Annotated in this window: 27 protein-coding genes and 1 other RNA gene; 15 read left to right on the top strand and 13 right to left on the bottom strand. The window is 65.6% G+C overall.

Annotated elements, in window-relative coordinates; translation table 11 throughout:
* The first annotated feature begins 12 nt into the window (after positions 1–12).
* The 4 genes from QZ650_RS10235 (at position 13) to QZ650_RS10220 (ending at position 3707) form a co-directional block, all read left to right on the top strand.
* Positions 13–1830: a DUF2207 domain-containing protein gene (locus QZ650_RS10235; RefSeq protein ID WP_292522102.1), complete on the top strand. Its 1818-nt coding sequence runs from the start codon at positions 13–15 to the stop codon at positions 1828–1830.
* Between the two features lie 186 nt (positions 1831–2016).
* The gene (locus tag QZ650_RS10230; protein WP_292522099.1) at positions 2017–2967 is read left to right on the top strand and encodes a DUF333 domain-containing protein; all 951 of its coding nucleotides are present in this window, start codon (positions 2017–2019) and stop codon (positions 2965–2967) included.
* Between the two features lie 75 nt (positions 2968–3042).
* The gene (locus QZ650_RS10225; RefSeq protein ID WP_292522096.1) at positions 3043–3405 is read left to right on the top strand and encodes an STAS domain-containing protein; all 363 of its coding nucleotides are present in this window, start codon (positions 3043–3045) and stop codon (positions 3403–3405) included.
* Positions 3402–3707 carry a HEAT repeat domain-containing protein gene (locus tag QZ650_RS10220; RefSeq protein WP_292522093.1) on the top strand — a complete coding sequence of 102 codons (306 nt, stop codon included), beginning with the start codon at positions 3402–3404 and terminating at the stop codon, positions 3705–3707. Before QZ650_RS10225 ends, QZ650_RS10220 begins: the two co-directional genes overlap by 4 nt.
* A gap of 6 nt (positions 3708–3713) precedes the next feature.
* Here the strand turns inward: QZ650_RS10220 and QZ650_RS10215 are convergent, their stop codons facing one another.
* Positions 3714–4733, bottom strand: a complete 1020-nt coding sequence (locus QZ650_RS10215; RefSeq protein ID WP_292522090.1) for a DUF3821 domain-containing protein — start codon at positions 4731–4733, stop codon at positions 3714–3716.
* A 245-nt stretch (positions 4734–4978) separates the two neighbouring features.
* Here QZ650_RS10215 and QZ650_RS10210 point away from each other — a divergent pair, with 245 nt between their 5' ends.
* On the top strand, positions 4979–6487 hold the full coding sequence (locus QZ650_RS10210; RefSeq protein WP_292522504.1) for an SLC13 family permease: 1509 nt from the start codon (positions 4979–4981) through the stop codon (positions 6485–6487).
* 4 nt (positions 6488–6491) lie between these two features.
* Here the strand turns inward: QZ650_RS10210 and QZ650_RS10205 are convergent, their stop codons facing one another.
* Positions 6492–7037: a hypothetical protein gene (locus tag QZ650_RS10205; protein ID WP_292522084.1), complete on the bottom strand. Its 546-nt coding sequence runs from the start codon at positions 7035–7037 to the stop codon at positions 6492–6494.
* Between the two features lie 147 nt (positions 7038–7184).
* On the opposite strand from QZ650_RS10205, the gene QZ650_RS10200 reads away from it, so the two are divergent.
* Genes QZ650_RS10200 through QZ650_RS10190 form a run of 3 tightly spaced genes read left to right on the top strand, consistent with a single transcriptional unit; the run spans position 7185 to position 9651 of the window.
* A complete protein-coding gene (locus QZ650_RS10200) occupies positions 7185–8828 on the top strand; it encodes an MBL fold metallo-hydrolase (RefSeq protein ID WP_292522081.1) in 1644 nt (547 codons plus the stop codon).
* A gap of 60 nt (positions 8829–8888) precedes the next feature.
* Positions 8889–9164 carry a glutaredoxin family protein gene (locus QZ650_RS10195; protein ID WP_292522248.1) on the top strand — a complete coding sequence of 92 codons (276 nt, stop codon included), beginning with the start codon at positions 8889–8891 and terminating at the stop codon, positions 9162–9164.
* Positions 9157–9651, top strand: a complete 495-nt coding sequence (locus tag QZ650_RS10190) for a ferredoxin-thioredoxin reductase catalytic domain-containing protein (protein ID WP_366829997.1) — start codon at positions 9157–9159, stop codon at positions 9649–9651. The genes QZ650_RS10195 and QZ650_RS10190 overlap by 8 nt, the downstream gene beginning before the upstream one ends.
* Here QZ650_RS10190 and codB read toward each other — a convergent pair.
* Entirely contained in the window at positions 9644–10900 is a 1257-nt protein-coding gene (gene codB / locus QZ650_RS10185; RefSeq protein ID WP_292522244.1) for a cytosine permease, read from the bottom strand. The genes QZ650_RS10190 and codB overlap by 8 nt on opposite strands.
* A gap of 153 nt (positions 10901–11053) precedes the next feature.
* Here codB and QZ650_RS10180 point away from each other — a divergent pair, with 153 nt between their 5' ends.
* Entirely contained in the window at positions 11054–11266 is a 213-nt protein-coding gene (locus tag QZ650_RS10180; protein WP_292522078.1) for a hypothetical protein, read from the top strand.
* Between the two features lies 1 nt (position 11267).
* Here the strand turns inward: QZ650_RS10180 and QZ650_RS10175 are convergent, their stop codons facing one another.
* Positions 11268–11633 (bottom strand): hypothetical protein, encoded by a 366-nt coding sequence (locus QZ650_RS10175; RefSeq protein ID WP_292522075.1) that lies wholly within the window; start codon positions 11631–11633, stop codon positions 11268–11270.
* A gap of 70 nt (positions 11634–11703) precedes the next feature.
* Between QZ650_RS10175 and QZ650_RS10170 the strand changes: the two genes are divergently transcribed.
* Both QZ650_RS10170 and QZ650_RS10165 read left to right on the top strand, forming a co-directional pair.
* Complete coding sequence (locus QZ650_RS10170; RefSeq protein WP_048112957.1) at positions 11704–11937, top strand: winged helix-turn-helix domain-containing protein; 234 nt, start codon at positions 11704–11706, stop codon at positions 11935–11937.
* Entirely contained in the window at positions 11934–12251 is a 318-nt protein-coding gene (locus tag QZ650_RS10165) for a helix-turn-helix domain-containing protein (RefSeq protein ID WP_292522068.1), read from the top strand. The genes QZ650_RS10170 and QZ650_RS10165 overlap by 4 nt, the downstream gene beginning before the upstream one ends.
* A 4-nt stretch (positions 12252–12255) precedes the next feature.
* Here QZ650_RS10165 and QZ650_RS10160 read toward each other — a convergent pair whose 3' ends face one another.
* Positions 12256–13932, bottom strand: a complete 1677-nt coding sequence (locus QZ650_RS10160) for a phospholipase D-like domain-containing protein (protein ID WP_292522065.1) — start codon at positions 13930–13932, stop codon at positions 12256–12258.
* Between the two features lie 40 nt (positions 13933–13972).
* Between QZ650_RS10160 and QZ650_RS10155 the strand changes: the two genes are divergently transcribed.
* Genes QZ650_RS10155 through QZ650_RS10145 form a run of 3 tightly spaced genes read left to right on the top strand, consistent with a single transcriptional unit; the run spans position 13973 to position 15043 of the window.
* Positions 13973–14575: a uridylate kinase gene (locus tag QZ650_RS10155; protein WP_292522063.1), complete on the top strand. Its 603-nt coding sequence runs from the start codon at positions 13973–13975 to the stop codon at positions 14573–14575.
* 45 nt (positions 14576–14620) lie between these two features.
* Positions 14621–14785, top strand: coding sequence for a zinc finger domain-containing protein (locus QZ650_RS10150; RefSeq protein WP_292522060.1), 165 nt, complete (start codon positions 14621–14623; stop codon positions 14783–14785).
* Between the two features lie 3 nt (positions 14786–14788).
* Complete coding sequence (locus QZ650_RS10145) at positions 14789–15043, top strand: elongation factor 1-beta (protein ID WP_292522058.1); 255 nt, start codon at positions 14789–14791, stop codon at positions 15041–15043.
* Positions 15044–15068: 25 nt separating this feature from the next.
* Here the strand turns inward: QZ650_RS10145 and QZ650_RS10140 are convergent, their stop codons facing one another.
* The 4 genes from QZ650_RS10140 to QZ650_RS10125 all read right to left on the bottom strand — a co-directional run bounded on the left by QZ650_RS10140 (position 15069) and on the right by QZ650_RS10125 (position 17802).
* Positions 15069–16022, bottom strand: a complete 954-nt coding sequence (locus QZ650_RS10140; protein WP_292522056.1) for a malate dehydrogenase — start codon at positions 16020–16022, stop codon at positions 15069–15071.
* 11 nt (positions 16023–16033) lie between these two features.
* Positions 16034–16344: signal recognition particle sRNA (gene ffs / locus QZ650_RS10135), an RNA gene on the bottom strand.
* Between the two features lie 12 nt (positions 16345–16356).
* The gene (locus QZ650_RS10130) at positions 16357–17373 is read right to left on the bottom strand and encodes a hypothetical protein (protein WP_292522054.1); all 1017 of its coding nucleotides are present in this window, start codon (positions 17371–17373) and stop codon (positions 16357–16359) included.
* 36 nt (positions 17374–17409) lie between these two features.
* A complete protein-coding gene (locus QZ650_RS10125) occupies positions 17410–17802 on the bottom strand; it encodes an STAS/SEC14 domain-containing protein (protein WP_292522052.1) in 393 nt (130 codons plus the stop codon).
* A 148-nt stretch (positions 17803–17950) separates the two neighbouring features.
* Between QZ650_RS10125 and cls the strand changes: the two genes are divergently transcribed.
* The gene (gene cls, locus QZ650_RS10120) at positions 17951–19381 is read left to right on the top strand and encodes a cardiolipin synthase (protein ID WP_292522050.1); all 1431 of its coding nucleotides are present in this window, start codon (positions 17951–17953) and stop codon (positions 19379–19381) included.
* A gap of 7 nt (positions 19382–19388) precedes the next feature.
* On the opposite strand, the gene QZ650_RS10115 is transcribed toward cls, so the two are convergent.
* The 4 genes from QZ650_RS10115 to QZ650_RS10100 form a co-directional block, all read right to left on the bottom strand.
* Positions 19389–20255, bottom strand: coding sequence for a PHP-associated domain-containing protein (locus tag QZ650_RS10115; protein WP_292522047.1), 867 nt, complete (start codon positions 20253–20255; stop codon positions 19389–19391).
* Between the two features lie 87 nt (positions 20256–20342).
* Positions 20343–20741 (bottom strand): STAS/SEC14 domain-containing protein, encoded by a 399-nt coding sequence (locus QZ650_RS10110; protein WP_292522045.1) that lies wholly within the window; start codon positions 20739–20741, stop codon positions 20343–20345.
* 261 nt (positions 20742–21002) lie between these two features.
* Positions 21003–21602: a hypothetical protein gene (locus QZ650_RS10105; RefSeq protein WP_292522043.1), complete on the bottom strand. Its 600-nt coding sequence runs from the start codon at positions 21600–21602 to the stop codon at positions 21003–21005.
* A gap of 138 nt (positions 21603–21740) precedes the next feature.
* Positions 21741–22262, bottom strand: a complete 522-nt coding sequence (locus QZ650_RS10100) for a DUF1269 domain-containing protein (RefSeq protein WP_292522041.1) — start codon at positions 22260–22262, stop codon at positions 21741–21743.
* Positions 22263–22264 lie beyond the last annotated feature (2 nt).

Below are 22264 nucleotides of genomic sequence, written 5' to 3'. Positions count from 1 at the left end.
TGTCTCATGGGCATGACTGAGCGGCAACAGATCGTCATCCTTGTTGCCATCACCCTCCTTGTCGGGGTGCTGGCGGTTGCGGGAGCGAACGCGCTCCCCGCCCTCTTTCAGGGGAACCTGGATGTCCAGCACTACGACGCCGTCTTCTACGAGAACGGGACCCTCACCGAGCGCTACACGTACGACGTCCGGTCGGCGGGGGAGTATCGGATGCTCTTTCGCTACTGGGCCGCCCCGCTCACCTTCGCGGCCATCGATCGGCCGCACATCGAGTTTCTCGGGATGACCGCCCCCCCGGGGACCATCGGCTACATCAAGGACTCGACGGGCGAGGTGCGGACAGCTTCCGGGACGCCGAGCCCCGCCGACCTCGCGGCGATCCGCGACCTTGCGTTCGAGAACGAGGTAGGCCTCTACAACCCCGGCTACTTCAGCCCGGGCACCTACACGGTGGAGTACCGCTACCAGGTCCGGCCGCCGATCGAGCACGACGAGGAATGGGCGCACGTAAACCTCCTGCTCGTCGACGAGCACGTCCCCTACCGGGATCTGCGGATCACCCTCCCGTTCGCCGGAAGCATAAAGGAGGTCTACACCCATCCCCCGACCCTTGAGATCGAGCGGACGGCGGACGCCGTCGTCATCACGGGGAGCGCCGCCCAGAACGACGCGCTGAACGTCGAGATGGTCCTCGATCCCGCCTTCATGGAAACGATCGACGGCTTCCCCGTCTTCGTCCCGGACGTGCAGCAGCAGACGGCCGACGCCCACCGGTGGCCCCCGGTCTTCTACGGGGCGGCAGCCGTCCTCAACACCCTTGCAACCCTCCTCGTCCTTCTGATGCCGTTCATCCTCCTCGGCATCTACCTTCGCTACGGGCGGGAGAAACCGTTCACGGTCCCGGAGTACCTGAGTTTCACCCCGAATACCGCGCTCAAGCCCTGGCAGGTGAACCTCCTCTTCAAGGGCGACGCTACCGAGTTCGACGACAACGGGTTCTACGCGACGATCCTCGACCTCCACCGGCAGAAGAAGATCGTCGTGACGGAGAAGCCGGAGGGTGGCGGGGTCACGGTCCGGATCGTCTCGGGGGAGTCGGCGGACCCCTACGAGCAGCGGGTGCTCACCTTCCTTGCAAACATCGCGGACGACCATGTCGTGGATACCGGCGAACTTGAGGCGCTCGCCGAGACCGCCCGGCGGAGCCCGGGCTACCAGCACCGGATCCAGCAGTACCAGCAGTCGCTCACCGCCCTGACGCGGGACGTGGACACCACCCTCTCCCGGCGGTACATCAAGGACGGCCGGGAGACCGTCCTCCCGCTCATCTTCCTCGGGGCGATCCCCTGCGGGCTTGCGATCCTCGTCTTCATCCTCGCGCCGGGCGCGGCCTACCTCCTCATCCCGGCCGGCATCCTCTCGTTCATCGCCGCGGTCCAGGTCGGGCTTGCGGCCCTCTTCCCCTCGACGCTCTTCGGCTTCTGGAAGGGCGACCACTACAAGGAGAAACTCGAGTGGGATGCGTTCGGCTACTTCCTCTCGGACCTCGCGCTGATCCGGCAGTACTCCCCCGCCGACCTCTCGATGTGGGGCGAGTGGCTGGTCTACGGGACGGCGCTCGGCCTCGGTGATAAGGTTGAGCAGGCGATGAAGAACCTGAACATCAGCCTCCCGGATGTCGGGGTGCCGCTCTACTCGAACATGCCGGTGATCTTTGCCCCGATCGTCCTCTACTCACCGCCCTCCTCGGGTGGTGGCGGCGGTTTCGGTGGCGGCGGATCCTTCGGCGGCGGTGGCGGCTTTGGCGGCGGCGGCGTCGGGGGACGCTGACGCTCCCTGCACCCGCATCCCTTTTTTCCGTTACTCTCAAGCCCGGCCGTTCCATCCGCCGGCATGGTGCTCTCTCCCAATCTTCCCGGCCAGGATACGGCCGCGCCGGGCGGATAGGTCCGAATCCGTTCGTAGTTAAGGTAACCTACTTACCTGCGGCGGGAGAATAGTCTGTTGTTGATGCCTATGACGCGAGCACATCCGAGCTATCCGGTCATCTTTCTCACGCTCATCGGGGCCATCATCGCCTGCGGGTGCATGGCTGCCGGGGGAGAGGAGGAGCCGACCGACCGCATCGCCGGGAACGGGACAGTCACGTACGTCGATCTCGAGGGCGGGTTTTATGGGATCGTTGCCGACGACGGCGAGCGCTACCTCCCCGCCGATCTCCCGGCGGAGTACCGGGAAGACGGTCTTCGGGTGACGTTCACCGCCGATATCGCCAGCGAGACGGTGACCATCCAGCAGTGGGGAACACCGGTCGAGATCGTCAATATCGAGAAGGGCGATACCCGCCGCACGGTTGCGGCGAACGCCACGGTCACCTACATCGACCTTGAAGGTGGGTTTTATGGGCTCGTCACCGATGACGGCCGGCAGTTTCTCCCCGGGAACCTGAACGAGACCTGGCAGGTTGACGGAGCGAACGTGACGTTCGTTGCCGCGGTGCAGGAGGAGACCCTGACCATCCAGCAGTGGGGCACCCCGGTCGAGATCCTCGCCGTCGATGGGGCGGGGAACGCAACCTACGTCGCAGAGACCGGGACGGTCACCTACGTCGACCTCGAGGGTGGATTTTACGGGATCGTCGCCGATGACGGTGAGCGGTACCTCCCGCTCAACCTGAACGAGACCTACCGGGTCGACGGGATGCTTCTTGCCTTCGCCGGCAAGATCGCCCGCGATACCGTAACCTTCCAGCAGTGGGGGACGCCGGTCGAGATCATCGCCGTCCCGTGGGCCTGCTCCTCGTGCGGCGGAGGCGTCGGGATCGCCGACCCGGCCGCCGTCTGGTGCATCGAGCAGGGCCACACCTACGAGACCCGGACGAACCCCGACGGCAGCGAGTACGGTGTCTGCATATTTGCAAACGGCACCGCAGTCGATGCCTGGGACTACTACCGGCAGACCCACTAATCATCCTTTTTTCAAAAGGCGTTTTGCCACGGTGCAAAACGAGCGGCTTTTTCCCTCCCGCGCCATAGAAGGATCATGGACGTTACGGTCAGCGAACGGGACGATACGGCCATCGTATCGGTGGACGGGAGAATTGATGCCGAATCGGCAGAACGCCTGGATACAGCGCTCTCCGGGGTGCTGGCCCGGGGCGGGCGGCGGGTGCTCGTGAACCTGGAGAAAGCGGTCTACATGAGCAGCAGCGGTCTTCGGGTGCTCCTCGGCAAGTTCCGCGACTTGCGGCAGAAAGACGGCGAGATAGCGCTCTGCTCCCTCTCCCCCGAGATCTACCAGGTCTTCCTCCTCGCGGGCGTCCACGAGGTCTTCCCGATCTACGTGGGCCTGGACGAGATCCTGGCCGCGTCTGAGCAGGAGAAGCAGGAGAACGAGTCGCCGTGACGGAAGACGAGTTGATCGGGGTTCTCCGCGACGGCGGGAGCGCCGACCGGATGGCGGCCGCGAAGACCCTCGCCGCCCGGGGGCCGGCCACCCTTCCGGGGCTTTCAGCCGCGCTCGATGACCCCGACCCCCGCCTCCGTATGTGGGCGGCGTACACCCTCGGGATGATCGGGGACGCGGGAGCCGTCCCGGCGCTTATGCGGGCGCTCGATGACCCCGATCCCGGTGTGGTGAAATGGGCGGCCGATGCCCTCCGCCGGATCCGGGATGGGGCCGGGGGCTGCGGCTGCCGGTTCTGCTGACGGTTCTTACCGGCGCCTGCCGATGACGAGAACGGCGAGGCCGAGCGCCGCGGCGGCCGCTGCAGCCGGGAGCGGCGTTGCGGTCGGCGTGGGAGCGGTGGTTGCCGGGGCCGTCGTCTCGGTCGCGGTCGGGGCCGGTGTGGCCGTCTCCGCCGGCGTCGGTGCGGTCGTGGGCGGGGTCGTCGGGACCGCGGTCGTCGGGGCGGGCGTCATGGTCACGGTGGGCGTCGGTGTCGGCGTCGGTGTGGCATCGACCCCGACACGGTTGGCGACGGTGAACGTCACCGGATCGGAGTCAGGAGCGTTTGCGTCGAACCCCGCCGGTGTTCGCCATACGGCCCGGACGGAGTAGGTTCCCGGCTCACCGATATCGCCGAGCCGAACTGCCCCGGGCCTGCCGGGGTCGTCGGTGTAGAACCGGGTCGAACTGACGTTCAACCCCGCGAAGTTGAACTCGCCGATCCGGGTCGTCTCCGCGCCGCCCGGTGTGGTGAGGATGAGGTCGATCGTCGCCGGTGAGACGCTGTCCGCCCGATAGAAGGCTCCGACATCGGGGCAGACTACCCGGAAGGCTACCCGGGTGTTCGGGGAGACCGTGAGCCCGGTCAGGGGTTCGTTGTGGTTGGGGTTTGCGAGCACCACATCCAGGAAGATCTCGGGCTCACGGATGAAGACGAGCGCCGTCTCGCCGTCTGTTGGGTTGAAGGCGTAGTAGGGGCCGTAGTCCCCCCGCACCAGGAACTCCTGCAGGTCGAAGTCGGTGTCGTCAGGGACCGGGATGCTCCTCGTGACCCCCCGGTCGGGGTTGTCGTCCTGGTGCTTCTGGAGCGCCGTGATGGGGCTCCCTGTGGCCGGGTCGCGGAGCTGCGAGAGGTTCAGCCCCTCTTCGTAGACGAAGATCGTGTCGTAGGGCTGGATATCGCTGATCGTCGGACCACGGGCGCCGACCTGCCCCACACAGAGGGCAAGCAGGCAGACGGCGAGGAGGATGGTGAGGCCTCGCCTGGGAATCCACTCTGGTGTCATACTATCCCGTGTGCTGATTTTACTGATATAGGTTGGCGCGATGGGGTACTGCCTCTATTCCGCGCCCGGGATCGCCTCCGTGGCCGGGCGCACCGGGTGCGGCTGGCTCCCCGATCCCTTGGGGCTGCCGGGATTGAGTAACAATCTCCCCGGGGGTGATGGCAGCGCGGTTTATCATACATTCCCTACAAATCGTTCCAATTCGTTTCCTTATGCTTAAATAATCCATTCTCCAATTTCTGATGATGAATAAGGTCGCCTTTATCGTTGTATCAATATTAGTTTTCTTCGCGATCCTGGCGATCCCTGTCGATCCCGGCCTCCTTGCGCCTGAGGCGAAGGCCGTTGCTGCAGTCACCGTCCTTATGGTTCTCCTCTGGGTCACCGGTGTCATCCCCCTTGAGGCGACCGCGCTGCTCCCGCTGGTCCTCTTCCCTGCGCTCGGGATCCTCTCCCCGGTGAAAGTGGCGGAGTCTTACGGCAACGAAGTAATCTTCCTCTTCCTCGGTGGATTTATCATTGCGATGTCGATGCAGCGCTGGGGCCTGCACCGGCGGATCGCGCTCCACATCATCCGGATCGTGGGGACAAGCCCGCGCCGCCTGGTGCTCGGGTTCATGGTTGCCACCGCATTCCTCTCGATGTGGATCTCGAACACCGCCACAGCGATGATGATGATCCCGATCGCGGTCGCGATCATCCTGACGGTCCTGCCCGGGACCGATCACGCGCTTGAGAACCTCGACGAAAAAGAGCAGGCTCTCGCCCGGTGCCTGATCATCTCCATCCCCTACGCGGCGAGCATCGGGGGGATCGCCACGATCATCGGGACGCCCCCGAACGGGATCTTTGTCTCCCAGCTCGCGACCATCTTTCCTGATGCGCCCACCGTTGACTTCTTCACCTGGATGAAGTTCGGTGTCCCGTTCGCCGCCGTATTCATCCTCCTTGCGTGGCTCTGGCTCACTCAGGTCCCCTACCGCCGGATGATGGCAACTCTCCCGAGCGCAAAGGAGCTCATCCGCGAGGAACTTGAGAAACTCGGTTCGATCTCGACGGGTGAACGGTGGACACTCATCGTCTTCGCGCTGACCGCTCTTGGCTGGATATTTGCCCAGACGAAGGATATCGGTGGGTTCATCATCCCGGGCCTTGATATGATCTTCCCCGGGATCAAGGACTCCACCATCGCGATCTTCGGGGCGCTCCTCCTCTTCGTCCTCCCGGTCAACCGCAAAGAAGGCATCTTTACGATGGACTGGGAGTGGGCGGTGAAGATCCCCTGGGGTATCCTCCTCCTCTTCGGCGGCGGGATCGCCCTCTCGAACGGATTCATCCAGAGCGGGCTTGCCGCGACGATCGTCGAGTCCCTCACCCTCATCCACGGGCTCCCGATCGTTCTCCTGGTCCTCGTGGTGGCTCTGGGGGTCTCACTTGCGACGGAAGTCTCCTCGAACACCGCCATGGCCGCCATCATGATGCCGATCATGGCGGTCACGGCCATCAGTGTGGAGATCAACCCCGCCATCCTGATGATGACCGCTGCGGTCTGCGCCTCGATGGCATTCATGTTCCCGGTCGCCACCCCCCCGAACGCCGTCGCCTACGGGAGCGGCTACATCAGCGCAAAAGACCTTCTGCGGTCCGGCTGGGCGCTCGATATCATCGGGGTCGTGCTCTGGACGGTCTTCCTCTTCACCCTCGTCCTCTGGGCGATTGGCGTTCCCCTCGATCTTCCTGCCTGGGCGCTCTGATCCCCTACCTTTTCTTCAGGTAACCGCCCGCTATCGCCGCGAGGATTACCGCGAGCGGTATGGCCGGCCCTGCCGCGGTCGGGCTCGGCTCCTCGGCCGGCGGTGTGGTCGCAGTTGCCGCCGGGGTCGTCACGGTCGCTGTCGGGGCGGCGGGCCCCGCCTCTGTGACGTTGAACGTGGTGCTTGTGGTGGCCTCACCCTCGACCCACTCGACGGCCACGAGGTACTCACCGGGTTCGAACCCGGTTGTGTCGACCTCGAACGACCAGGTGTTCGCGGTGGCGTTCCCTTCCTGGATGATGACCGTTCCCGACGTGCCTTCAACCCCGCCCGGCGCGGATGCGTTCGTCGGCTCAAACCCGATCGCTGCCACCGTGACAAGCAGACGGTCCCCCGCGGCGATGTTCGTCGTCCCGCTGATCGTGAGGAGTTCCCCGGCGGAGACGTCGCTGATCTCGTTGATGGTCATCTCCTGCGCGGCGGCGGTGCCGCAGATCCATGCCGCAAGCACGAGAGCGATCGTGATTCCGGCAAGCCTTCTGGTGTTCATCCTCTTCTCACCGCACCCCCCCTTCTCCCGCGGTGAGATAAGGGTATCCGAACCCGGCCGTCCGGCCGGACGATCCCGTTCCCGGAGAAACCATTTTTCTTCTCCCTGATGCAACACTGGTCTATCAAATGCTCCCTGGTGCAGAGAATGCTTGAGGACCAACAGTGGCAGCCGGTTCCGGGGACCGCCGGCGCCGAGATCTACCCCTTCCTCCGAAAACCGGACGTCACCTGCTCGAACGCCTACATAATCCGGACACCCGGAGATATCCTGCTCATCGATACCGGGGCCGAACCCGGCCAGATGGACCGGATCATGGCGATCATCGAGGAGAGCCTCCGGGAGGCCCCGCGCCCGGTCACCCTCTTTCTCACCCACTGCCACATCGACCATTGCTGCCAGGCTGCCCGAAACCGGCGGTTCCGGTCCCTCCCGGACCTCACCGTCGCCGTGGAGACGGAGGGCGCCCGGGCGCTCGAGGCCGGCGACGCTGTCCTGACGATTGCCGAACTCTTTGGGTGGGAGGTCGAGCCGCTCCCGGTCAATCTCCCCCTCCTCACCGCCCACGACCGCGAGTCCCTGGAGATGGACGACGGCACCGCCCTTTACCGCCAGGAGGTCACTCTCCGGTCCGGGGACGGCCTCTCGGTCTACCACACCCCGGGGCACTCGCCCGACAGCATCTGCATCCGGCTCGGGGAGTACCTCTTCATCGGCGACTTCCTCTTCTCGACGAACCCCGGGATTGCCGGGATATCTGGCTGGTCCCAGGCGGCCCTGCTTGCGTCCATAGGAAGGGTCCGGTGGATCCTCGCCCACGAACCCGTGAGCCTCTGCTGTCCCGGCCACGGCCGGTGCATCCCGGCCGCGGCGATGCCGGCGCTCCTCGACCGGCTCGAGGGGGAGGCGGCGAGGATGGCGGGTGTCGGCACCTTCAACCTGGCGCGGCTCGATGACTCCCTGGAACACGCCGTCGACCTCCTCCTGGAGGCCAACCGGGTCTTTGCGGTGATCGCAGGAAGGCTCTACGCCCTCGCCTACCGCCTCGAAGACCTCGGCGAGGCTGACGAGGCCCGGCGCTACCTGGAACTCCTCGAGTCCGACCGGATCGACGAGTTCCTGGCAGAGTTCTCCCGGTTCGCCGATGAGTTCCAGGCGGGGAAGAAACTCGAGGTCCAGTTCGTCCTCAAGGCGGTCCAGGTTATCCAGCGGGTCGAGGCCCATTTCGTGGGCGACCGGCTCAACCACGTCGTCGATGCGTCGCTTCTCCGCCGGGCCGACCGCCTGCTCACCGACTTCATGAATACGATCTTCGACTACCGGGACACGGCCTGCCTCTCTGCCGCCGACCTCCCTTCGGTGCTTTGCGACCTGGTCGCCGGAGTCATGAACCCGCCGTTCTCTGATGCGGCCTTCATCGAGGCGGCCGATGACCCGGCGGCATACCAGGCGGAGCTCGCCTCCCGGCTCGCCTACCTCCCGCTCTTTGAGGGCGTCGACCTCTTTGTCGAGACGGAAGGCTCCCTCCCGCCGGTCCTGGTCGACCGGGAACGGTTCGCCGACGAGGTCGTCGGGGCCCTTGAGGATATGGCGGCCGGCGGCGCCCGGGAGATCCGGCTCTCCCTCCGGCGGGAGGGGGATGCGGTCGGGCTTCTGATCCCGCGCCCCGGCCCTCTCTCGGAGAGAAGGCTCCGGTTCTACCGGCGCAAGTTCGGGCTCGCGGGGGCGTCGCTCGCGGTCCGGGAGGATGGCGCCGGGCTTCTCCTTCTCCTCCGGCCGGCCTCCTCCTGACCCGGCTCCGGGACAAACTACTTATCCCCGGCACCCGGAGTCAGGGTGATCATGATGGCGATGCAGCACGTGCCCGGAGTCGACCGCGGCAGGGTGATCCTCTACGCCCTGAGCACCTGCGGCTGGTGCGCCCGGACAAAAGAACTCCTCACCGACCTCGGGGTCGGGTTCTCGTACGTCTACGTGGACCTGCTCACGGGTGAGGAGCGGGACCGCGTGGTCCGGGAGGTCGAACGCTGGAACCCGCGGCTCTCGTTTCCCACGGTCGTCGTCGACGACGCAAAGGTGGTCGTGGGGTTCCGGGAGCAGGAGATCCGGGAGGCGGTCGGTGCCTGAACCGGCGGACGTCGACCGGTTCATGCGCGACCTCGATCTTGAGGCGGAGGCCGGCGGCTATCACTTAAACCCCGACCCGGAATTCACCCGCGGTCTCGTCCGGGGTCTGCTCGCGAACCGGGAGCGTTACGGCTACATTTCCTGCCCCTGCCGGCTCGCCTCCGGGAACCGGGAGGACGATGTCGATATCATCTGTCCCTGCGACTACCGGGACCCCGATCTCGCCGATTACGGCGCCTGCTACTGCGCCCTCTATGTCACCGCCGACGTGCAGGCCGGGGCCCGCATCCCCGACCCCGTCCCGGAACGGCGGCCGCCGCCGGCGGAGCGCGAGCGGCAGAAGGCGGGATACGCCGCGGTCCCGGAGTCCCTGAAGTTCCCGGTCTGGCGGTGCCGGGTCTGCGGTTACCTCTGTGCCCGGAACGAGCCGCCCGAGATCTGCCCGATCTGCCGGGTCCCCCGCGACCGGTTCGAGCGGTTTATGTGAGCCGGTCGAGGCAGGCGTAGACGAGGAACGCGGCGACGATCCCGTTCACCGGGGGGATCCCCGGGACCACGAGGGCGGCGAGGGAGCCTGCGGCGTAGGCGGCGAGCCCCTGCCGGTTGAACCGGGGGACGGCCGTCTCCCCGAGCGCGGGGTAACGGCCCCGGTGGCGGACGAAGAAGTCGGCCATGATCACCCCGCCGAGCGGGGGGATGAAGACCCCGAGGAGGGTCATGTAGGGGATCAGCCAGTCGTACATCCCGCAGAGGGCAAGGACCGTCCCGGCGGCGGCGCCGGCGAAGGTGACCAGCCGCCGGCGTTCGGTCCTGCAGAAGTGGCACCCGGCGACCGAGAAGTTATAGATGGTGTTATCCTGGGTCGTCCAGATGTTTAAGAAGAGCATCAGGAGGCCGGCGGAGAGGAGACCCTGGACCGCCAGGACCTCGACGATGTCGGAGAGGCCGTAGATAGCGGCGCCGACGGCCCCGGCGGCGATCATCAACCCGTTCCCGAGGAAGAACGCAAGGAGCGTGGAGCCGACGGCGGCCCGGGCCGACCCGGAGAACCGGGTCCAGTTGGCGACCTGGGTCCCGCCGGAGACAAACGTCCCGACGACGATGGTGAGGGCTTCGGGGAGCGTGAGTGTGCCCGCCGCCGCCGGGGCGAGGAGGCCGTTTCCTGCGTCCTCCAGGGCGACCGCACCGCTTACGGTGATGAGGAGGAGCATCGCCGGGACCGCGACCCGGGAGAGGGCGGCGAGCCCCCGGCAGCCGACGCAGGCCGTCAGGCAGAAGCCGAGGCCGAAGACGATCATCAGGGGTGCCTGCAGCCCCGCATCGAGATCCAGGAGACGGTCGAGGACGATCGCGATCGTCGCGGTCCCCCAGGCATACCACCCGATCTGGGTGAGCCCGAGGATGGCGTCGGACCACCGGCTCCCGATATCCCCGAAGGCGAACCGGGCGGAGAGGACGGTGGAGAGACCGCTCTTGTAGCCGACGTAGCCGAGGCCGGCGACGTAGAGCGCGAGGATCGCACTCCCGGAGAGGATGATCAGGACCAGGTCGGGCCAGAGCCGGAACGCAACCCCGATCCTCGCGCCGCCCCAGATCGTTGCGGAGAAGAACGTGAACCCGAGCAGCACCAGGGCGATCGGCCAGAACCCCTGCCGGGCTCCTTGCGGGACGGCGGAGAGCGGGTAGTCCTCCGTGCCGCTCCGGTCCGCCGCCTCACCGGCCTTCTCTCCCCGGATTACTGCTGCTTTCGCGATGAACTATAGTTCTGCTGCGAAAGACTAATCCTTTCCGGATCTCTTCCCCCGGTGAACGCCGTTCTCCCGGAACGGCCACCATCGCCCGGCAGGACGGATCCAAGGTGTCATATACCCCGGGGACGATTCTCCTGTATGCCGAGCGTGCGGATCAATGACGGAGCCCTCTCTTCAGGGACTGGTGTTGAGGGAGGACGAAAGAAGCGACCCGACGATATCCCGGCAGCCGCCTCCCGTGAGCCCGGACCGGGTACCGCAACAGAGAAGAACCTCGTCAAGCCCCGGCAGGGGCGGCCCCGGTTTGGGGACGGCGACAGCGCCGATATCTTCTACACGAAGACGAAGTAACTCACTCGTGCACCTGGATATCCGCGGCGGAGGAGACCAGCACCTCCCGCGTCCCGCGGTAGGTCTGCACCACCCCGTAGAGCGAGACGCTCCTGTTCTCGTGGAGTTCGAGTGCGCCCGCCACGTTCTGCGGCAGAAAGACGGTCGTGCCGTTGACGTCGAGGATAAGGTGCCCGCCGGTCGATGTCGCTCTGACCTCCTCGATCCTCCCCTCAAGGAGGACCAGCGCTCCGTCGGGGACGTCTATCGAGTAGGGCTCCGCGACGAGCGGCCGGCCGACGGCGCCGAAGAGGAGGTGCGCGGCAAGCACGATCCCGACGACGCATACAAGCATCGCAAGGGCTGTTTTCTCCTCCCGTTCCAGCATAGTTACCTTATGGGCTCACGGGGTTATAACATCCGTCAGTTTGATATGTTAACAGCGTTAACTATGCTGCATGGATGATGTGAACCTTCCCCCGTCGTCGAGAAAGATCCTCCTGCTGTTAGAGGACGGGGGCGCCCTGACCCACAAGGAGCTCGTCCGTCTCAGCAGCCTGGCCCCCCGCACCGTCCGCTACGCCTTAAAGAGGCTCAAAGATAACGATATGATCGTGGAGAAGTTCAACTTCAGGGATGCCCGGCAGATCCTCTACGAGTACAAAGACTCCCAGATGGTGTCTGCGCAATGACCGAGCCGTTCTCCTGCGACATCATGCGGTGCGACAACCTCGCCCGGCTCCTCCTCCCCCGGATGCGCGCCGAGATGGTCTACCGGCTGGTGAACGAGCGCGGGATCACCCAGAGCGAGGTCTCCAAACGCCTCGGGATCAGCAGGGCCGCAATATCCCAGTACATGAGCCGGAAACGCGGGTTTACCCGGCAGGACCTTCCTGACGACCTTGACCGGGTCATCGAGCGCTGGGTCTCCGCCGTCGCCTCGGGCGAAGGGACGATCACCATCTGCGACGTCTGCCGCTCGGCCGATCTCCCCGACCGCCGGTGAGGCGTTACGTGCGCCGCCGCCGGTAGATGTAGAGCCCGAGAAGTCCGGCGAGGATACAGGCCGCCGCGACGGCCTTGAGCCGGTCCGGTCCCGGGGCACCCTCCCCCTCCCTCTCTTCTGCAGCGTCCCAGTCGTCCGAGAATACCCGGGCATAGTAGGCCGCGATCTCGGGGTGCTCGACGATCACGCCCGCTTCCCGGTTGAACGCCGGTGAGTTGGCGTTCCAGTTGATGCTGCTGACGAGGACCGCGCGGCCGTCGACGACGACACCCTTGTTGTGGATCTTAGCGAGGTTGTTCGCCTCAAGGTCCGCGAGCCGTGCCTCGAGCGGCAGCCCTTCGGCCGCGGCGATCCGGTTGATAACCGCGACCATCTCGTCGTTGTCGGCATCGTCCTCGGTGTTGAACCAGACGGAGTCAAGGAGGACCCTGACCGCGACCCCCCGGCGGGAGGCGTTGATTGCGGCCGCAAGGTAGGGGTTGAGGAGGTCGCCGGTCTCGTTTGTTATGTAGGCCTGCTCGATAACGATGCTCTCCTCCGCTCCCTCGATCAGTTCGAGGATGAGCGCGCTCGTGTCGGGAGAGAGGACCGGGGTCACCCGCGCACCCTCCGCGCGGCAGGGGGCGAACTCCACAGTGTAGGCGGGAGCCCAGGGCGTGCTGAGTTCGGCCGCCGTCCCTTCGAACGGGACGATATCTTCGCCTGCGGCATCGAAGAGGAAGACCTCCCGGAAGTAGGCCGCAAGCCCGGTATCCTCAAGAACGAGCCCCCACCCGCGGTTGCCCTGCAGCCCCGGCGCGGGGTAGCCGCCGGGCTTGAAGTTCTCGCTCCCGAGAAGGACCGTCTCGGCGTCGATGACGATGTACTTCGCGTGGTCGTAGCGGTACTTTGCGTGGGCGGCATCGGTCGTCTCCATCGAGAGGACGGCGATCCCGCTCCGGTTGAGCGCGCCCGCGATCGCCCGCTCTTCGGCCGGGACGCCGCCGACCGGACCGCCCTCGAGGAGGACGGTCACGGCAACGCCCCGTTCCCGGGCGCTGATGAGCGCCTCCGCGAGGTCCGGGTCGGTGAACTCGTAGACGTTTGCGAGGATCTCGCGCTCTGCGCCCGCGACGGCCGCAAGAAAGACCTCCTGCGAGCAGTCCGGCGCGACGAACGCGGTCACGGCGACGTCCTGGTAGGTCGCGGGACCGAAACGGGACTGGCCGATGGCGAGCGGGCGCGGGTCCCAGGCGCCGTCCTCGAGGTAGTGGATCTGCCCTTCCCGCGGATGGACGTCGGCGGGCCAGGCGACCTTCTGGACGAGCGTCGTCCCCCGGTAGATAAGGAGTTCGTCGGCCCGGTTCGCCATCAGGAGGTTTCCGCCCGGGATCACGTCCGGGACGGCCGGGGTCCGCCCCTCGATCTCGAAGTCGGGCGGGTAGCCGTGGGTCTGCTCGAAGGCCGGCCCGCTCCTCGCGACCACCAGCCGCCCGTCGATCCGCGTCCCCGATGGGAACCGGAATCCGCCCTCTCCGTCCGAGAAGGCGTATCCGTCGAGCACCCCCGTCCCCTCGATCACCAGGTACTCGTCAAGATCGCCGGGGAGGTAGGGGTCCGGACAGAACTCGACGATCCGGATCCCGCCGGTCGTCCCGGCAAGGAGGCAGAGAAGGATGACGGCCACGGCGATCCGGCGCATACGCAGGGTTATGTATCCCCCGGTTTAATAGCAGAGCGATATGACTTCACCTGCACCCCCGCTGGTCGTCAAGGTGGGCGGAAGCCTCTTTGACCGGACGGCGTCACTGCTCGGCATCTTTCGGGAGGTCGGCCGCCCGGTCCTGATCGTCCCCGGCGGCGGGAAGTTCGCCGACCTCGTCCGGCGCCTCAACGTCTCCGATACCGCCGGCCACTGGATGGCGATCGCCGGCATGGAGCAGTTTGGGTGGTACATCGCCTCGCACGGGGTCCCGTCGGTCAGCGGACCCGCGCTTCCGGCGGAAGTGACGGTCCTCCTCCCCTACTGCGCCCTCCGGCGGGCCGACCCCCTCCCGCACTCCTGGAACGTCACCTCCGACACCATCGCCGCCTGGGTCGCGAAGGAACTCTCCCTCGATCTCCTCCTCTTAAAGTCGGTCGACGGCATCCATCACCATCGGAGACTCCTCTCCCGCGTCGCGGACCCCGATCTCATCTCCGACGAGGTCGATCCCGCGTTTGTCCGGTTTGTCTTCGATCACGGTCTCCGGGCCCGGGTGGTGAACGGCAGGCACGACGACCGTGTCCGTGCAGCCCTCCGGGATGAGCCGGTCATCGGGACTCTCGTCGATCCGAGATTTTAACTGCTGCGAGGGAGATATGATAGGTTAACTTTCGAGGAATTGATAATGACAGCAAGAGAGCGATGTACCTCCTGCAACGCCACACTGGCCGAGGAAGGCTCAACCGGGTTCCCGTGCCCGGTCTGCGCGCACGAGATCAACAGGTGCTACCGGTGCAGGGAGCAGAGCATAGGATATACCTGCCCGAAGTGCGGGTTCCAGGGGCCATAAACCATGGGTAACGTAGCCATCATCGTGAAGATCATGCCCGAGTCCCCCGACGTCGACCGCGAAGCACTCAAAGCGGCAATCAAGGCGGCCGTCCCGGTCGACGATATCAGGGAAGAGCCGATCGGCTTTGGTCTCGTGGCACTGAAAGCCGTCATCGTCGTCCCCGACAGAGCCGGGGCTCCCGATGAAGTCGAGACAGCGCTCCAGGGCCTTGAAGGCGTCGGCAGCGCAGAGATCATCGAATCCACCCTCGTATAGGCGGATTCCCATACCTTTTTTCGCTCTACCGGCTCTCTTCCAGCCGCTCCATCACTTCAGCGGTGATCCTCTGGATCTTGGCGACTGATCTCCCGAACCCCATGATCTCGTCCTCTTCAAGGCTGATCGGAACCGGAAAGACGCCGTCACGGTTGATGCGGGCGGGCACGCCGATGCAGACGTCGCCAATCCCGTTGACCTCGCTCTTGATGTAACTGGAGACGGTGAGGATCCTGTTCTCGTTCCCGAGAATCGTCCTGACAAGGGTTCCAATCGCTTCCCCCGGTCCGTAGACGGTAGCACCCTTATCCCTGATGATCGCCTGGCCGCTTGTCCTGACGGTATCGATCATCTCCTGCACGGGCAGGCCCGAGAAGGTAGGCAGGTTGCTGATCCGGATGCCGCCGATCGTCGTCGCCGACCAGAGCGGGACCATGCTCTCGCCGTGCTCGCCGATGATACGGGTATGCACCTCGCTGACGTGGACCCGGAAGTAGCGCGCGATGAGGGATTTTAAGCGCATCGAGTCAAGGTGCGTCCCGAGGCCGAAGACCTGCCGCGGCTTGAGCCCCGAATACTTCAGGGCGACGGCGGTCATGACGTCGACGGGGTTTGTTATGATGAAGAGGAGGGCATCGGGCGATGATTGACCGATGGTCTCGGCGGTCTCTGCGGTGAGCTTGGCGTTCTCGAAGGCGAGGTCGTTCCGGTCCTGGCCGGGCCGACGGGGCACTCCTGCCGTACATATGATGATGTCCGAGTCTTCTGCGTCAGATAGACTGGTACTGTGCGAAAGCCGGATATCGGTGCCTCGCGCAGCAAACGAATCAGAAAGGTCACGGCAGCAGCCCGCGAGAAAATCTTCGCGTCCGGGCCTCCCGACGAGCAGCATATCGCTGACGTACGGGATCTCGGAGATGGTGTGGGCCGCAAACATGCCGACGTTCCCTGTAGCCCCAAGAATCGTTACTTTTGCCATGGAGATCGCCGTTGGGGACGCGTCCTCGGTCGACCGTGCGCACAACCATTCACCGCTGCATCCCTCCTCCACCCCGCAACCCCATGGGCGCCGAACGTCCACGGTAAGTCTGCTCCCTTCCGGGCCTGAACCGGTACCCGCGGCAAAAGGTCGCCGCCCCCTCCGGGGCTTTGATACCTTTCCGCCGACCTCATGGGACGAGGCTTCTCCGTCGGGACGCAACGGATCCTGGATGCCGCTGCGGCCTTCCTTGGACTTCGCCCCCCGCGTAACGGCGGTTTCGGGTGACAGGTGACGCCGAGCCACCCGGGCTAGTCCCCGTATACCATAGGGTCTATGGGATAAAAATAGCTCCGCCCACCGAGGCCTCCCAGGCCCGGGTGATCCGTGCAACCTTCCCGGCGTCCCTCTTCTCGAAGATATCGAGGGCGGTAAGGTCAATTTTTGGTGGGAGGACGGCCGAGAGCAGCCGGAGATCGCCCTGGTAGACCGCGGCTCCCTCCGTCTCGGCGACGAGGACGGGGTCCCGCGCGACCGGCCGGCGCCGCAGGTCGTCGTAGGTCCGGCGGATCGCGACTTCCCCGATCCCGAGGGCCTCCCGGTTCACCCGGAGGTTGGAGGCGGTCCAGTAGGCGGCCGCGTACCAGGCGTCGTTATAGATGACGCGCGGGACACCCGCCCGGGCGGCGGCAAGCCCGAGGGTCCCGGCGCCGCAGCAGGCGTCGACGAAGGTCCGGGGCCGGTGCCGCCCGATCTCTTGTTCAAGGGAGAGGATCTTCTCGTCGCGGTCCCGGGGAAACTCGATGTGCAGGACCGACTGCTGTTTGTAGACGACGACCGGTCCCGCGCGGGTGGAGAAGATATCGGCCCGAACGTCGCAGCCGGCAAGCAGGGTATGCGTCAGGGGTCCGGCGTCGGTATCCGTGATTCCCGGTGTCCTGCCGTCTGTCCGGACGACGCCCCGGATCTCCGGGACGCTCGCGACCAGGCGTGCCGCCGCCCGCTCCCCGACCGACCGGGAGAGGAGGACGAGGGAGCCGGGCGGGAGGTAGGGCGGGCTTTGCATGGGATGCCCGGGATGAATGAGCGGCGTCCCGACGGCGGCGAGGGGTTCGGTCCCGGCAAGGTCGCCCTCTTCGGCCATGATCCGGTAGGTCTCGGCAAAGACCTCGTCGATGAACCGCTTCCCGCAGGTTGGACAGGGGTCGGCCGGATCGATATCGGGCGGCGGGCTCCTTTTATCGTAGACGAGCCCCATGCAGTCGGGGCAGGGAGCGAACCGCCCGGGGAGGGCGGCGAGGAGCGCGGGGGCGTCGGTGACGCAGTCGTGCCCGCAGACGGGACAGTGCATACACGATTGGGTTGGGGTCCGCGGTATATAGGTGTATCAGGCGGCCCGCGGCGGAAGCACAAGCCCTTCCCGGAGCCAGCCCCAGGCGTCCCTGAGACGGCTCTCGGGGAAGTAACGGACATCGATCCCGGAGAACCCGACGAAGAGACCGGGGAGATGGTTCATCCACTCCCGCCACCTCTCGCCGCCGACGATGGCGATCCGGTCGACCATCGCGAGCCCGGGCCACTCCCGGAAGGCATCCCAGCCCTCCCCCGGCCTCCAGCTCCGGAAACCCTCGATCTTGAAGAGAACCCGGACGTTCTGGTGGTCTTCCATCGCTCGTTCAAGCTCAGGGATCAGGAGAGTAGCATAATCGCTCTCGCTCAGTTTTCCGTCGAACCGGAACCCGATCACGCGTCCTGAACTCTCTCTCATCCGGTCAAGCATGGGTGCCCCTTTTACTTCTAAAGAGAAAAAGGCTATGCCGCCCGGGTACCCATGGGCCGGACGGCAACACCACTCCGGGGGGGATACCCGAATATGCTTCCCCGCGAGACGAACGGCACCGCCCTCTCCCGGCAAGGGGATGAGCAGAATGGAACGGCTCCTGCTTGGCATCATCCTGGTCTTGAACGTCATCTTCGCCGTCACGATCGTCTTCTTCGAGCGGAGAAGCCCGACGGCCGCGGTGGCCTGGCTGATGGTCCTCTTCCTCCTTCCGCCCGTCGGGTTTGTCCTCTACCTGCTCTTCGGGCAGAACTACACCCGGCGGAGGATCTGCGCCATGATGGAGCAGGAGGACCGCCGGTTCCTGCGGGAGACGTTCGGGGAGCAGGACCGCGAGTTCGCCGACCCCCGCCACCGCTTCGCCACCCCCGAGGCGGAGGAGTTTCGCGAGACGATCGTTCTCCTCCTCCGGAGCGGTCAGGCATGCCTGACCGAGAAGAACCGGGTCGATCTCTACACACGGGGCGAGGATAAGTTCGATGCGCTTTTCGCCGCGATCCGGATGGCACGCCACCACATCCACCTGGAGTACTTCATCGTCAACAATGACGACCTCGGGCGGGCGGTCATCCATGCCCTCGCAGAGAAGGCGCGGGAAGGTGTCGAGGTCCGCCTTCTCTTCGACGCGATGGGGACCCGGGCCGGGGGCGGGTCGCGGGCGGCGTTCTCCGAACTGACCGATGCCGGCGGGAAGATCGGGGTCTTTTTCCCGGCGATCTACCGGATTAACTTCCGCAACCACCGAAAGATCGTCGTCATCGACGGGACAGTGGGGTTCATCGGCGGGTTCAACATCGGAGACGACTACCTCGGGGAAGGCCCGCTCGGCCGCTGGCGGGACACCGCTGTCCGGATCACGGGAGACGCCGTCCGGATGCTCCAGCTCCGGTTCCTCCTCGACTGGAACTACGTGACCGGCGAGCGCCTGGAGCCGGCGCCCCGCTACCTCCCCGACCCGGGCAGCCCCGGGACGACTCCCGTCCAGATCGTCTCCGGCGGCCCGGGCAGCCGGTGGAACCCGATCAAAGAGGGTTACATCAAACTGATCAACTCCGCCCGGGAATCGGTCTATATCCAGACGCCCTACTTCATCCCCGACGAGAGCGTCACCGACGCCCTGCGGCTCGCGGCGCTCTCGGGGGTCGACGTCCGGATCATGATCCCCTGCAAGCCCGACCACCCGTTCGTCTACTGGGCGACCCTCTCATTCATCGGCGACCTCCTCGACGCCGGGGTCCGGGCCTACACCTACGATGACGGGTTCCTCCACGCGAAGACGATCGTCGTTGACGGAAAGGCAGGCTCGGTCGGGAGCGCGAACTGGGATATCCGGAGTTTCCGGCTGAACTTCGAGGCGAACGCCTTCTTTTACGACGCGGCCGTCGGCCTCGCCCTCGCCCGGGCCTTCAACGAGGACCTCGCCGTCTCCACCGAGATCACCCCCGAGCGCTACCGGGCGCGGTCCCTCCGGGTCCGGGTGAAGGAGTCGGTCTCCCGGCTCTTCTCACCCCTTGGGTGAGGCTGTCTCACCGGTTCAACCGGCCCTCGACGAACTTCCGGATCCGGGGGAGGCCCTGCTCCCAGCGGGCCTGGAGGATGGGGACGGCGTAGGGGAGGTGGTGGGGGAGGACCGCGGTCCCCATCACGGCCTTCTCGACGAGGGGCCGCTCACGGCCGATGACGACGGTTTTTTTCATCCGGATGGCGTCCAGGAGTTCTTCTGCGGTGTCGACCTCGGCGCAGGTGACGACCCCGCCGAGCTCGTGGAGGAGGTGGCCGTCGGTGCCCCCGGTTCGCCCGAGATCGTGGGTGACGGCGAGCCCGGCGGCCTTCAGGTTATGGGACCGGGCCATCCCGCCGCAGATCACCTCGAGGGCGTCGAGGCGAGAGAAGACCTCTTCCCCGATGCATGCGCCTGCGACACAGCGCTGGACGCCCCGGTTCAGGAACGCGTAACCGCAGGGATGCGCCTCGACCGCGATGCAGGAGTAGCCTTCCCGGCGGTCGAGGATATCGGAGGTGTCGAGGCGTATCGCGGTGAACGGGCCGACTCTCCGGTTCTTCGCGATGTGGCGCCGGTGAAAGTCCAAAAGATCGGAGACCGAGTAGAAGTAGAGGAGGATGTGCGGGCCGTCGTTCGCGCTGACCTCGATCCCCGGGACGAGGGGGACGCGGATCTTCTGCCCTTTGGCCTCGGCGACGCCGCTTGCCTGGTTATGATCGGTGATCGCAAGCCCGACGCCCCGCCGGGCCGCGAGTTTCAGCGCGTCCCGCACGCGGGTGGCCGAGTCGGAGTGCCGGGTGTGGAAATGGAGGTCCACCGGGAGGAGCCCGAGCCGCCGGATCTCTTCCGGCAGGGGTTTCTGGAAGATGACGTCTTTATAATAGTGCATGGGATCGCTATCTGCCCGATCACCGGTAGGTTGGCCGGGATGAAAAAGGGTTGCCCGGTCACCGGGAAGGGGCGGCACCGGTGCCTATCACGCCTCCGGTGCGGCCCCCTCGAGGACGATCGGCTCCCGCAGCCAGTCGAGGGCGGAATCAAGGTGGTCGCTCGTGAAGTAGCGGACGTCGATCCCGGTAAACCCGACAAAGAGTCCCGGGAGACGGCTCATCCACTCCTCCCACCTCTCGCCGCCGACAATCGCGATCCGGTCGACCTTCCTCATCCCCGGCCAGTCCTTGAGGCTCTCCCAGTGGCCGTGCGCCTTCCAGCCGTGAAAGTCCACGATCTCAAAGAGGATCCGGAAGATTGGCTGGTTCCCTTCCGCCGCCTCCAGCGCCGGGATGAGCGTCCCGGTGTAGTCCTGTGCCGTCATATCGCCGTCAAACCGGAATCCGACGACGCTGTCTGCTCCTGTCTCCATCCGCTCGAGCATGGCGCCCCCTCTCCGGGGTAGATCAGAAAAAGGTTCCGGCGGTCACCCGGCCCGGACCTCTCCGGGGGTCACCATCTTGTGTTCTCCTCCTCCGGGAACCGGGAGAGGTAGCTGTTCCCGGTGAGAGCGACGGTGATCGAGCCGACGAGGACGAAGATCATATCGAGGATGGTCTCGAACGTCCACTCGTAGAACCCCCGGAAGGGGAGCGTGATGTTTCACCGGCGCGTGAGGACGGCGGTGAGCAACCGGCCGGTCTCTTCATGGAGGAGTATGGGGCGATTCGTAAACACCTTCTGCCGCGCCGTCATCGACCCGGATATCGATCTTCGCGAGTTTTTCGTAGATCCGGCGCTTCCGCATCTCGCGCCGGTAGTCGTAGACGAAGTATTCGTAGGTGTCCCAGATCGTCACCCAGTTTAAGATCGTGACGAGGCCGGTGAGCAGGACCACGACGGGGTCGCCGAGGCTCCCGGCGAAGGCCAGGAAGAACAGAACCGCGATGCCTGCGTTGATACCGGCGAGGATGGCGCTGATCTTTCCTTCCCGGCGGGAGACCCTTCTGTCGTTGTCGAGGTCGGCTATCCGGAACGAGAAGTGCCGCCGTATCGTCTCAGGAAGAAGCGCGACCTCCTCCGGGGAGAGCGATGCCCGCGGGAGCCCGATGGTGATGGCGGCGACCGTCTTGAGGTTGCACCCGTCCAGATAACCGGCGATGAACTCTTCGGCAAACTCCGTGAGTTCCCGGGCGGGGAGGGGAGACGGGTCGTCCGGGTCAAGGAGCTGATCCGGCGATTTGAACCGAAACCCGATCTCTACGCCCCCGTCCCGCTCGATCCTGGTAACCCTGACTTCCCGCACCTTCCACCCCGGGCACCATATCTTCCTCTGCGGTCCGCCCGGCTCCCGACCTCGAGCGGATCAGGCCTGCATCCTGGATATCCGGGAGATTCGAACCGGGCCGCACATCCAAAAAATGAGGCGTTGCCGCCCTCCCGCTTACGGAGAGGGTGGCGGGACCTCCGCCTTTGCCGGTGTGCCGGCGCCGAAGGCGTCGCGGAGGTTCGTCTCCTCCGCTTCCGAGAGCGACGTCCGTACGACGCGCCCACCATACTCCCTGATGGCGTCGACCACTCTATCCGGGGTCATCTTCTTGACGAGCACGAAGACCGCGGAGTTGCCCGGCCCGACGCTCTCGGCGACTTCTTTGATGAATTTATCGTCGATGCCGTAGTCGGAGAAGCGTCCGGCGAGTGCGCCGGCGATCGCACCGATGGCAAGCCCGAAGATCGGGGCGAAGAAGATCAGGCCGATGAGCAGCCCCCAGAAAGCCCCCGAGAGCGCTCCCATGCCGGCCAGGTTGGTCGCCTGCTTGATCTCGGTCTTGCCGTCCCGGTGGTGGACGACGACCACCAGGTCCTCCAGTTCTATGATGTGCTCCTTTGTCAGGTTGACAAGTCGGTCTCTGACACGGAACGCGGTATCCTCGCCTTCGTAGGCGATGGCTATCAGGTCACTCATAC

It is taken from the genome of Methanoculleus sp., from assembly GCF_020696975.1.
Taxonomy (GTDB): domain Archaea; phylum Halobacteriota; class Methanomicrobia; order Methanomicrobiales; family Methanoculleaceae; genus Methanoculleus.
This window is presented reverse-complemented; position numbering and strand designations above follow the sequence as displayed.

Bases quoted from the DNA above. Each gene is read 5' to 3' on its own strand.
- QZ650_RS10235 (WP_292522102.1), top strand. From the start codon at position 13: ATGACTGAGCGGCAACAGATCGTCATCCTTGTTGCCATCACCCTCCTT.
- QZ650_RS10200 (WP_292522081.1), top strand. From the start codon at position 7,185: ATGCTTGAGGACCAACAGTGGCAGCCGGTTCCGGGGACCGCCGGCGCC.
- QZ650_RS10100 (WP_292522041.1), bottom strand. From the start codon at position 22,262: ATGAGTGACCTGATAGCCATCGCCTACGAAGGCGAGGATACCGCGTTC.
- QZ650_RS10205 (WP_292522084.1), bottom strand. From the start codon at position 7,037: ATGAACACCAGAAGGCTTGCCGGAATCACGATCGCTCTCGTGCTTGCG.
- QZ650_RS10170 (WP_048112957.1), top strand. From the start codon at position 11,704: ATGGATGATGTGAACCTTCCCCCGTCGTCGAGAAAGATCCTCCTGCTG.
- QZ650_RS10225 (WP_292522096.1), top strand. From the start codon at position 3,043: ATGGACGTTACGGTCAGCGAACGGGACGATACGGCCATCGTATCGGTG.
- QZ650_RS10125 (WP_292522052.1), bottom strand. From the start codon at position 17,802: ATGCTTGACCGGATGAGAGAGAGTTCAGGACGCGTGATCGGGTTCCGG.
- QZ650_RS10195 (WP_292522248.1), top strand. From the start codon at position 8,889: ATGCAGCACGTGCCCGGAGTCGACCGCGGCAGGGTGATCCTCTACGCC.
- QZ650_RS10210 (WP_292522504.1), top strand. From the start codon at position 4,979: ATGAATAAGGTCGCCTTTATCGTTGTATCAATATTAGTTTTCTTCGCG.
- QZ650_RS10160 (WP_292522065.1), bottom strand. From the start codon at position 13,932: ATGCGCCGGATCGCCGTGGCCGTCATCCTTCTCTGCCTCCTTGCCGGG.
- QZ650_RS10145 (WP_292522058.1), top strand. From the start codon at position 14,789: ATGGGTAACGTAGCCATCATCGTGAAGATCATGCCCGAGTCCCCCGAC.
- QZ650_RS10115 (WP_292522047.1), bottom strand. From the start codon at position 20,255: ATGCACTATTATAAAGACGTCATCTTCCAGAAACCCCTGCCGGAAGAG.
- QZ650_RS10175 (WP_292522075.1), bottom strand. From the start codon at position 11,633: ATGCTGGAACGGGAGGAGAAAACAGCCCTTGCGATGCTTGTATGCGTC.
- QZ650_RS10150 (WP_292522060.1), top strand. From the start codon at position 14,621: ATGACAGCAAGAGAGCGATGTACCTCCTGCAACGCCACACTGGCCGAG.
- cls (WP_292522050.1), top strand. From the start codon at position 17,951: ATGGAACGGCTCCTGCTTGGCATCATCCTGGTCTTGAACGTCATCTTC.
- QZ650_RS10140 (WP_292522056.1), bottom strand. From the start codon at position 16,022: ATGGCAAAAGTAACGATTCTTGGGGCTACAGGGAACGTCGGCATGTTT.
- QZ650_RS10155 (WP_292522063.1), top strand. From the start codon at position 13,973: ATGACTTCACCTGCACCCCCGCTGGTCGTCAAGGTGGGCGGAAGCCTC.
- QZ650_RS10165 (WP_292522068.1), top strand. From the start codon at position 11,934: ATGACCGAGCCGTTCTCCTGCGACATCATGCGGTGCGACAACCTCGCC.
- QZ650_RS10215 (WP_292522090.1), bottom strand. From the start codon at position 4,733: ATGACACCAGAGTGGATTCCCAGGCGAGGCCTCACCATCCTCCTCGCC.
- QZ650_RS10230 (WP_292522099.1), top strand. From the start codon at position 2,017: ATGACGCGAGCACATCCGAGCTATCCGGTCATCTTTCTCACGCTCATC.
- QZ650_RS10110 (WP_292522045.1), bottom strand. From the start codon at position 20,741: ATGCTCGAGCGGATGGAGACAGGAGCAGACAGCGTCGTCGGATTCCGG.
- QZ650_RS10180 (WP_292522078.1), top strand. From the start codon at position 11,054: ATGCCGAGCGTGCGGATCAATGACGGAGCCCTCTCTTCAGGGACTGGT.
- QZ650_RS10130 (WP_292522054.1), bottom strand. From the start codon at position 17,373: ATGCACTGTCCCGTCTGCGGGCACGACTGCGTCACCGACGCCCCCGCG.